Genomic DNA, 10144 nt, shown 5'->3' on the forward strand with positions numbered 1-10144 from the left:
GGCGCTGTCGGCGGCCGCGCCCGGCGGTGCCGCCAGGCCCGGGGCGCTGGCCGCCAGGCAGAGAGCGAATGAAGCCGCGACAATGCGTAAGGACATGTCTCGCTCCTCCTTCGTGTCGACTTCGACGTTGATGGGCCCGTCCTCGGGGCGATCCGTCGGGGCGCCGATCTGGTTCTGCGAATGCCGGTGCGGAAAAGGATCGGGCGGCGGCGATGCCGCGAGACGGGCTTCGGCCCGGGACGAAGAATGGCCCCGGGATCCTCCGGCAGGGCATGGCTGCGCGAGCGTGCCCTGCGCGGGGGCCCGGCCGGAGTGCGGTCGAGCACGATGAGAGAGCGCGCGTCCCCCGTCGCGACGGAAAGCCAAACCCTGTTGGATGATGATTGTACGAACGACTTTAAGACTTCACAGCCTAGCCAAGCGGATCCCCAAGCAAACGGCAAAAGGCAGAACTGCGAAGTCATGGAAGACAGGCCGAAACGTCATTCGACATTCCAAGAATCCGGTGATAGTGCCGGTGCGGTGAAATCATAAATTCTGTCCCTGTTCTTTCTAAAATTAGAGCCAAATAGGTAGCGTGGAACGTTGTGGCGGCGACGGCCTGGCCGCGTTTGCATTTCTTTTCTTTCCGGCCGCGGTTTTCAGCCGATTGCAAAATGTCTTGCATTTAAAACCGGAGCGGACCGAAACGGGCTGCCGGCGTGCTCGCAATGTGCGACTCCGAAGCCCGGTCCGGCGGTCGGAAGGGACGGTGCCCCGGCGGGTGGCCTGCGGCCGCACCCAGGCCGGCCGGGTGATCCCGTCGCCCGTGCCCGGCCGGCTCGACTCGCTGGATCACCGCACCCCGACAATCCTGCCCTGCCTTCGCTGCATTCCGCCCGTTCTTGTCCCGATTGTCCCGATCATGCTGTGATGCGGATTGAGACAATCGGAACGGGACAGGAGGCCGCCATGTGGATGCCGTCGCTGGTCGACCGCGCGGGGCCGAAATATCTGCGCATCGCCGACGCCATCGCCGAGGACGTCTATGCCGGCCGGCTCAAGGTCGGGGAGCGGCTGCCGACCCATCGCGACCTGGCCTGGCGCCTCGGCGTCACCGTCGGCACCGTCAGCCGCGCCTATGCCGAGGCCGAGCGCCGCGGCCTGGTGGCCGGCGAGGTGGGGCGCGGCAGCTTCGTCAAGGCCGGCGCCCGGTCCCAGGCCACGCTGGACATGCCGGCCGTCGGCGGGCCGCAGACCATCGAGCTCGGCGTCAACCGGCCGCCGACCCATGTCATCGCCCCGGAATATGCGGAGGCCATGCGCCGCATCGCCGGGTCCAACGCGCTGGGCGAGCTGATCAACTACCAGGCCCATACCGGGCGGTGGGAGCATCGCGCCGCCGGCGCGCAATGGATCCGCCGCCGCGGCATCGAGGTCGGGCCCGAGCGCGTGCTGGTCACCAGCGGCGCCGAGCACGCCATCACCGCGGCGCTGATGGCGTTCAGCGATCCCGGCGACCCGATCCTGGTGGAAGAATTGACCTGGTCCGGCGTCCGCGCCCTGTCCAGCCTGCTGCGCCTGTCGCTGCGGCCGGTGGCGATGGACGGGGAGGGGATGACGCCGGAGGCGCTGGAGGCGACGGCGCGCGCCTCGGGCGCCCGGCTGCTCTACACCACGCCGACGCTGCACAACCCGACCACCAAGACCATGTCGGTCGAGCGGCGCCGCGTGATCGCCGAGCTGTGCCGCGACCTCGGCATCACCATCGTCGAGGACGACATCTACGGCTATATCGCCGAGGACCCGCCGCCGGCCCTGTCCAGCTACGCGCCGGAGCGCAGCATCTACATCACCGGGGCGTCGAAGGCGATGGCGCCGTCGCTGCGCATCGGCTTCGCCGCCATGCCGTCCGACCGGCTGGGGCGCTTCAGCTCGGCCGCCCGCGCCACCAACTGGATGGCGCCGCCGGTGATGGGGCAGATCGTCGCCGACTGGATCGAGGACGGCACCTGCGACGTGCTGGCCGATCGCATCCGGCGCGAGACCAAGACCCGCCACGCGGTGGCGGCGCGGGCGCTGGAGGGGCTGACCTGGCACAGCAAGCCCGGCTGCTTCCACATCTGGCTGGAGCTGCCGGAGCCGTGGCGGGCGCAGGACGTGGTGGCGGCGGCGCGGCAGCGCGGCCTGGCCATGACCTCGACCGAGCTGTTCGTGCCCGGAAGGGCCGAGACGCCGCACGCCATGCGCATCACCCTGACCGCCGCCGCCGATGCCGAGGAACTGGAGCGCGGGCTCAGGCTGCTGGTCGACCTGCTCAGGAGCGATCCCGACCTGAGCCTGGCCGCCGCTTGAAACTGAGCCACCCCCTCACCCGAAATCGCGTCGCGATTTCGACCTCTCCCCGAGGAGAGGTGTATAGAGCCTCGGCTCCTTCCCCTCTCCTCGGGGAGAGGGAGGGGCCCGGCGCGAAGCGACGGGAGGGTGAGGGGGACGCCGCCGCTGAGCAGATTGGTGTAGTGATGATCAGGCCGAGCCGCCCTTGTCCGCCCCCAAAGACCCACGCCAACCAGAAAGCCGCCCCGTGACCGCCATCCTGTCGATCCAGTCCTCCGTCGCTTATGGCCATGTCGGCAACAGCGCCGCGGTGTTCCCGCTGCAGCGCCTCGGCATCGATGTCTGGCCCGTCCTGACCGTGCATTTCTCCAACCACACCGGCTATGGCAGCTTCCGCGGCCCGGTGCTGGCCGCCGACCAGATCGCCGAGGTGCTGCGCGGGGTGGAGGAGCGCGGCGTGCTGCCGGGCTGCGACGCCGTGCTGTCCGGCTACATGGGCGACGTGTCGCTCGGCGCCGTCGTGCTCGACGCCGTGGCCAAGGTGAAGGCAGCGAATCCGAAGGCGATCTATTGCTGCGACCCGGTGCTGGGCGATGTCGACCGCGGCTTCTTCGTCCGCCCGGGCCTGCCGGACTTCATGCGCGACCACGCCGTGCCGCAGGCCGACATCATCACCCCGAACCAGTTCGAGCTGGAGTTCCTGGCCGGCCTCGGCGCCGGCGATGGCCGGTCGATCGCCACGCTGGACGACGCGCTGGCCGCCGCCCGCAAGGTGCAGGCCACCGGGCCGAAGATCGTGTTGGTCACCAGCCTGATCCGCCGCGACGCGCCGGACGGCGTGATCGAGATGCTGGCGGTGGCGCCGGAAGGGGCGTGGATCGTGGCGACGCCGCGGCTGCCGATCAGCGTCAACGGTTCGGGCGACATCACCGCGGCGCTGTTCCTGGCGCATTACCTGCGTAGCGGCGACCCGGGCGTGGCCCTCGGCCGCACCGCCGGCACGGTCTATGCAGTGATGGAGGAGACCCACCGCTCCGGCAAGCGCGAGATCCAGCTCGTCGCCGCCCAGGACGCCATCGCCACCCCGCCCGAGCGGTTCGAGGTGAAGCGGGTGGAGGGGTAGGGGGCTGTAGCAACCCTTACCGTCATTGCGAGGAGGCGAAGCCGACGAAGCAATCCAGGGGCCGGTTCGAACCGCCCTCGATTGCTTCGATGCGCTCGCAATGACGGGGTTGGGGTGGGAGAGGCAATGCACAGAGCCGCCCCGTTCGCGACCAGCGATCACCATCACGGGCGACAGCCCGCGCCCTCCCATCTGGGAGATGCGCCCCCGCCGATCTCCTGCAGAATGGCCGACGGTGCGGATGCCGCGCCTGTCTATCGTCTGGAGATCGAGAATGGCCGTCGTCAACGGAACCGCGGGAAATGATGTCATCCACATCCTGGGCGACGGGGTAGTCATCCCGCCCGGCTACACCGATATCCCGCTGGCGACGGCGTTCGGCGACACCCTGGGCGGTCTCGCCGGCAACGACATCATCTATGGCGGCGGCGGCATCGATCTGATCGATGGCGGCGTCGGCGACGACCGGCTGGTCGGCGGTGGCGGCGATGACGTGCTGCATGGCGGCGCCGGCGGCGACCGATTTGAAGGCGGGGCCGGCATCGACACCGTCACCTACGCCGACGCCACCGTCGCAGTGGTCGTCAGCCTCCTCTCCGGCGTCGGGTCCGGCGGCGGCAACGATTCTGCCGGCGACAGCTTTGCCGATGTCGAGAACGTCACCGGCGGCGCGGGCGGGGACACGATCATCGGCAGCAATGTCGCCGCCAACGTCCTCGCCGGCGGTGACGGCAATGACGATCTCAGCGGGCTGGGCGGCAACGATACGCTGCTGGGTGGGGCCGGCGACGATCACCTGACCGGCGGCGCCGGGGCGGACCAGCTCGACGGCGGCGCCGGGATCGACCTGATCGACTATGCCGGCTCCGCCGCCGTGACGATCAATCTGAACCTCGGCACCGCCAGCGGCGGCGATGCCGCGGGCGACGTGCTCTCCGGCATCGAGAACGTCTACGGCGCCTTCCTCGTCAACGATATCCTGACCGGCTCGGCCGGGAACAACCTTCTCGACGGCCGGGGCGGGGACGATATCCTCAGCGGGCTCGGCGGCGCCGATATTCTGCGGGGCCACGATGACGAGGACACCCTCGACGGCGGCGACGGCAACGACGTGCTCTATGGCGAAAACGGCGCCGACCAGCTCGACGGCGGCAGCGGCGTCGATACCGCCAGCTACGACTTCCGTCCGGAGGCCGTCGTCATCGATCTCGCCGCGGGCACCGGCAGCGGCGGCGAGGCCGAAGGCGACACCCTGGTCGGAATCGAGAATGTCAGCGGCAGCCAGGGCAGCGACACCCTCTCCGGCGATGCCGGCGGCAACACGCTGCAGGGCTGGAACGGCAATGACGTGCTTCGCGGCCGCGGCGGCGCGGACACGCTGAACGGCGGCGCCGGCACCGACCTCACCAGCTATTGGGGCGAGGCCACCGGCGTCACGGTGAATCTCGCCACCGGCACCGGCAGCGGCGGCAACGCCGCGGGCGACACCTATGTCTCGATCGAGAACGTCAACGGCAGCAACGGCGGCGACACGCTGATCGGCAGCACCGGGGCCAATGCGTTGGCCGGTTATGGCGGCAATGACCTGATCCGCGGCGGTGCCGGCAAGGACACGCTGACCGGTGGTGTCGGGGCGGACCGCTTCTCCTATGTCGCGACCGCGGACAGCACCGTCGGCGCCAATGCCGACCGGATCACCGATTTCAGCCACGCCCAGGGCGACCGCATCGACCTGTCGCTCATGGACGCGAACACCGGCGCGGCCGGCGACCAGGCCTTCACCTTCATCGGCAACGGCCTCTACACCGGCGTCGCCGGGCAGCTGCGCTTCGCCGTCACGGCACCCGGGGTCACCACCGTCGCCGGCGACGTCAACGGCGACAAGGTCTCCGACTTCCACATCCAGCTCACCGGCACCATCGCGCTCGTCGCGGCGGATTTCGTGCTCTGAGCCGGGACGTCCCGTCGCCGTGCTCTGCGGGAGGCGCGACTCCGGACCGACCTCGTCCTTGAGACCCTTTCGCAACGATCGTCCCCTCACCGTGATTGCGAGGAGGCGAAGCCGACGAAGCAATCCAGGGGTCGGTGCGCACCGGCCCTGGATTGCTCTGCTGCGCTCGCAATGACGGTGTCGGGAACTCTGAACAGGTCTCATCCATCAGTGACCACCATCACCGGCGACAGATCGCGCGCGTCGTGTAGTATCGCCGGGCTGGGCGGGGGGACGCCCGGTTCTGACGATGGGAAGCCATGCCCGACATCGCCCTGGCCGTACTCGCCATATCCATCCTGATCGTCCTGGTGGCGCTGCTGCAGCCGCTGGCGACCCGGCTGTCGCTGCCGCATTCGGTGCTGATCGCCGGGCTGGGCATCGCGCTGGGCTCGGTCGCCAGCGCCACCGGCGTGATCGGCGGCGGCGGGCCGCTGTCCGAATTCGCCCATGCGGTCACCGGCGGCGAGATCCGGTCCGAGGCGATTCTGCATATCTTCCTGCCGATCCTGCTGTTCGAGGCCGGGCTGCACATGGATGTGCGGCGGATGATGGACGATGTGGCGCCGATCCTGACGCTCGCCGTCGTCGCCGTGCTGGTCTGCAGCCTGGTGGTCGGCGTCGCCCTATGGGGCACGTCGAGCCAGGGGCTGGTGCTGTGCCTGCTGCTGGGCGCCATCGTCGCCACCACCGACCCGGCGGCGGTGATCGGCATCTTCCGCGACGCCGGCGCGCCGCGGCGCCTGACCATCCTGGTCGAGGGCGAGAGCCTGCTGAACGATGCCGCGGCCATCACCCTCTACATCGTCCTGATCGGCCTGCTGACCGCCGGCGGTGGCACCGGCCATGGTGCCGAGGAGGCCGATGCCAGCGGCGCGCCGCTGTTGTTCCTGCGCTTCTTCATCGGCGGCGGTCTGTTCGGCTTCATCGCCGGGCGCCTGGCCTTCATGGTGATGCGGCCCTTGAACCGCTACCCGGTGGCCGAGGTCGCCTTCACCCTAGCGCTGCCCTACATCGCCTATGTCGTGGCCGAACGCTACCTGCACGTCTCCGGCGTCGTCGCGGTGGTGACGGTGGCGCTGGTGGTCGGCTCCACCGGCCGGGTGCGGATCTCCGCCGAGGGCTGGGAGGGGCTGGAGAAGGTGTGGGCGCTGCTCGGCTTCTGCGCCTCGACCCTGATCTTCATCTTCGCCGCCATGCTGGTGCCGGAGTTCCTGCGCGACGCCACGGTCGAGGACGGGCTGCTGCTGCTGGTGCTGATCTCCGCCGCCTTCGCCGCCCGCGCCATCGTGCTGTGGGGGCTGTTGCCGGTGCTGACCTGGCTCAAGGTCGGCCAGCCGGTCAGCACGCCCTATCGCGTGGTGATCCTGTGGGGGGGCTTGCGCGGCGCCGTCACCCTGGCCCTGGCGCTGGCGGTCAGCGAGAACCCGCTGCTGGGGACCGAGGCGACGCATTTCGTCGTGGTCCTGGCCACCGGCTTCGTGCTGTGGACCCTGCTGGTCAACGCCACCACGCTGCGGCTGGTGATGCGAGCGCTGGGCATGGGCGCGCTGAGCCCGACCGAGCTGGCGCTGCGCGACCGCGCCCTGCACCAGGCGCGCGAGGGCATCGCCGAGCGGATCGAGGAGATCGCCGAGGAGCAGCACCTGGCGCCGGAGGTGGCGAAGGAGGCGGCCGAAGCCTATCGCAGCCGTCTCAGCGGCCTCGCCAGCCGGCCCTTCATGCTGGACCCGAAGGAGCCGCGAGCGGATGGGGCTGATGGCCCTGGCCAACCGCGAGCGCGACCTGGTGGTGGAGCATTTCGACCAAAAGCTGATGTCGCGCCGCACCACGGTCGACCTGCTGGCCCAGGTCGGCCGGCTGCACGACGCGGCGATGACCGGCGGCCGCGGCGACTACCTGGCCGCGGCGTCGCGCAACATCGGTTTCGGCTACAGCTTTCGCCTGGCCATCCTGCTGCAGCGCTACACCGGCTGGGAGGGGCCGCTGTCCAGCCGCATCGCCGACCGCCTCGAGATGCTCAAGGTCTCGCGGATGATGATCGAGATGCTGAAACGCCATGCCGAGGCGGAGATGCGGCGCCTCCTGGGCGCCGAGGTGTGGCAGTCGCTCGACGCCGTCCTGACCACCCGGCTGGACGCCATCGTCGCCGCGATCGAGGCCTGGCGCCTGCAATATCCCGACTATGAGCGGCGGATGTCCGAGCGCTTCCTGCGCTGGGCGGCGCTGCGGCTGGAATCGGTCGAATACGACGACCTGCGAAACCAGCAGTTCATCACCGGCGAGATCTACGAGGACCTGCAGCGCGACGTCGGCCGGCTGTACGAGACGCTGCAGCGCCGGCCGCGGCTCGATCTCGGCCTCAGCACCGAGGAGCTGGTGCGGCGCCTGCCGTTCTTCCAGGGCCTGTCGGAGGAGCGCATCGGCCAGATCTGCCGCCTGCTGAAGCCGATCTTCGCGGTGCCGGGCGAGGCGATCGTCCAGGCTGGGGAGCGCGGCGACACCATGTACTTCATCTCCTCCGGCGCGGTGGAGATCGGCCGCGGCGGGCGCAAGTTCCGGCTCGGCCGCGGCGACTTCTTCGGCGAGATGGCGGTCCTGATCAGCGGCCGCCGCACCGCCACGGTCACCGCCATCGCCTTCTGCAAACTGCTGGCTCTGACCGCCCGCGACCTGCAGGCGCTGGCCAGCGCCCATCCCGACCTGCGCCGCACCATCGCCGAGGTCGCCCGCGCCCGCAGCACCGAGACCGAGCGCACGATCTCCGCGCTGGGGGAGGAGGAGGCGGTTTAGACGGGTGAGGGGTTTTGGCTCCTCGTGGAGCGGCCTGTCAATCCATCCTCCCCCTCCCCTTGCGGGAGGGGGAGGATAGAAGTGGCATACCTGCCCATGTCCCCGGTGACCGGCCCGTTCCGGCCGCCCGCCGCCTCGGTTAGAGTGGTAAGATGGCGCGTTACCTTCCCCGTCGCCGCTGGACCATCGGCCTGTCGGCGCTGCTCGCCATCCTGGTCGGGCTGGCGATCGCCGCGCGGCAGCTGCTGCCCGGCTGGGTCGAGCAGGAGGCGGTCGCCCGCCTGCGGGCCGAGGGCGTGCCGGTCGAGCGGCTGACCGTCTCCAGCGTCGATCTCGGCTCGGCCGAGATCGGCGGCATTGCCGTGGCCGAGGGGCGGATCACGATCGACCGGATCTCGCTCGGCTTCAACCCCTGGACCTTGATCCGCGAAGGCCACCTGTCCTCGATCGAGCTGTCCGGCGTCTCGATCCGCCTCGGCATCGACAGGTCCGGCGCGCTGGACCTGCCGCGGATGGAGGTGCTGGAGGGGGGCGGGGGAGGCGAGGGGCTGGGCGCGATCCCGTTCCGGACCATCTCGGTGCGCGACAGCACGATCGTCATCGACACGCCCTGGGGCCGGATCCGCACCCCCGTGGAGGCCGAGGGCGCAGTCAACGAGCAGGGCCGGCTGGTGTGGAGCGGACGGCTGCGTCCGGCCGGCGCCGGCGGCGCGGCCCAGGCCAAGTTCGACCTGACCAACACCCCCGAAGGCCAGGTCTATGGCGGCGTGCAGCTGGAGCAGGCCACCTTCCGGTCGGACCAGCTGGCGCTGGACGGGGTCACCGGCTGGATCGCCTATGGCGGCGAACGCGACAGCAGCGGCGAGATCCAGGGCGCGCTGACCGTGGCCGAGGTCGAGCGCGGCGCGGCGCGGTTCCGCGACTTCGGCGTGCAGGGCAACGGCACGCTGCAGCGGCTGCAGCAGCTGATCATCGGCGCCAGGATCGGCAGCGGGGACGGCAGCCTGGGCCTGCAGCTGCAGGGCACGAAGGACGGGCCGGGCACCGACCTGGCGGTGCAGGTCGATGCCGACAATCTCGGCGCCGTGGCGCCGGCCTTCGGCTTCGACGGCGGTGTCACCGGCAAGGCCAGCGTCAACGCCTGGCTGACCCTGCGCACCCCCGGCCTGCCCAGCCTGGACGAGCTGCCGGAACTGCTGGCCGACGGCTTCATCCGGCTGTCGACCGACGGCGTCCAGGCCGGCACCGGCGTGTCGCTGCAGACCGGGCAGCTGACCGCCGCCATCGACCTCTCCGGCGGCACCCTGACCCTGGCCGGCAGCCGGCCCTGGAAGGTGGCGGGACGCTTCGCCTCCGGCAAGCTGTCGGTCGACCTCGACTGGTTGCCCGGCAATGGCGGGCCGCAGCGGCTGGAGTTCAGCCGCGAGGGCGACACCTGGTGGACCCGGCTGGCCGGTGCCACCAAGGGCAATGTCGCCGGCTTCCTCGTCTCCGGCTCGATCGACGCCGAGCTCGGGCTGAACGATGCCGGCCAGGCCAAGGTCCGGGTGCCGGAGGCGGTGCTGGACCTCGACCCGTTCGAGGCGGTCGGCCTGACCGTCGATCCCGGTCCGATGACGGTGACCGGCGAGACCACCGACACCGGCTGGACCGCGACGCTGTCCGGCAGCTCGTCGATCGGCCTGCCGGGCAAGCAGGGCGGCAACGCCACCGCCCAGGGCACGGTACGGGTCGACACCGTCGGCCAGCACCTGACGGTGCGGCCGGTGCATGGCGACTGCCTGTCGCTGGCCGTGCCGGCGCAGGATTTCACGCCGCGGCTGCGCCTGGCCCAGCCGGCGGCGGCAATGCTGTGCCCGGGTGCCGGGGGCCTGCCGCTGCTGGAGACCGACCTGGACAGCGACCGGCCGCCGCTGGTGCGG

The 10144-nt window shown here is 70.5% G+C and carries 6 protein-coding genes; all 6 read left to right on the forward strand.

What is annotated here, in order from left to right:
- The first annotated feature begins 951 nt into the window (after positions 1-951).
- Entirely contained in the window at positions 952-2334 is a 1383-nt protein-coding gene (locus P409_RS16070; RefSeq protein WP_034839103.1) for an aminotransferase-like domain-containing protein, read from the forward strand.
- A gap of 229 nt (positions 2335-2563) precedes the next feature.
- A complete protein-coding gene (gene pdxY, locus P409_RS16075) occupies positions 2564-3439 on the forward strand; it encodes a pyridoxal kinase PdxY (protein ID WP_081991550.1) in 876 nt (291 codons plus the stop codon).
- Positions 3440-3713: 274 nt separating this feature from the next.
- Positions 3714-5390, forward strand: a complete 1677-nt coding sequence (locus P409_RS41240; RefSeq protein ID WP_052120744.1) for a calcium-binding protein — start codon at positions 3714-3716, stop codon at positions 5388-5390.
- Between the two features lie 299 nt (positions 5391-5689).
- Positions 5690-7618, forward strand: a complete 1929-nt coding sequence (locus P409_RS16085) for a cation:proton antiporter (protein ID WP_052120746.1) — start codon at positions 5690-5692, stop codon at positions 7616-7618.
- A complete protein-coding gene (locus P409_RS37140) occupies positions 7503-8222 on the forward strand; it encodes a cyclic nucleotide-binding domain-containing protein (RefSeq protein WP_161790409.1) in 720 nt (239 codons plus the stop codon). Before P409_RS16085 ends, P409_RS37140 begins: the two co-directional genes overlap by 116 nt.
- A 152-nt stretch (positions 8223-8374) precedes the next feature.
- Positions 8375-10144, forward strand: a 1770-nt coding sequence (locus P409_RS16090) for a hypothetical protein (protein ID WP_034839107.1), incomplete at its 3' end; no start/stop codon positions are given.

It is taken from the genome of Inquilinus limosus MP06 (genome assembly GCF_000767795.1).
Classification (GTDB): domain Bacteria; phylum Pseudomonadota; class Alphaproteobacteria; order DSM-16000; family Inquilinaceae; genus Inquilinus; species Inquilinus limosus_E.

Bases quoted from the DNA above. Each gene is read 5' to 3' on its own strand.
- P409_RS16070 (WP_034839103.1), top strand. From the start codon at position 952: ATGTGGATGCCGTCGCTGGTCGACCGCGCGGGGCCGAAATATCTGCGC.
- P409_RS41240 (WP_052120744.1), top strand. From the start codon at position 3,714: ATGGCCGTCGTCAACGGAACCGCGGGAAATGATGTCATCCACATCCTG.
- P409_RS16085 (WP_052120746.1), top strand. From the start codon at position 5,690: ATGCCCGACATCGCCCTGGCCGTACTCGCCATATCCATCCTGATCGTC.
- P409_RS37140 (WP_161790409.1), top strand. From the start codon at position 7,503: ATGCGGCGCCTCCTGGGCGCCGAGGTGTGGCAGTCGCTCGACGCCGTC.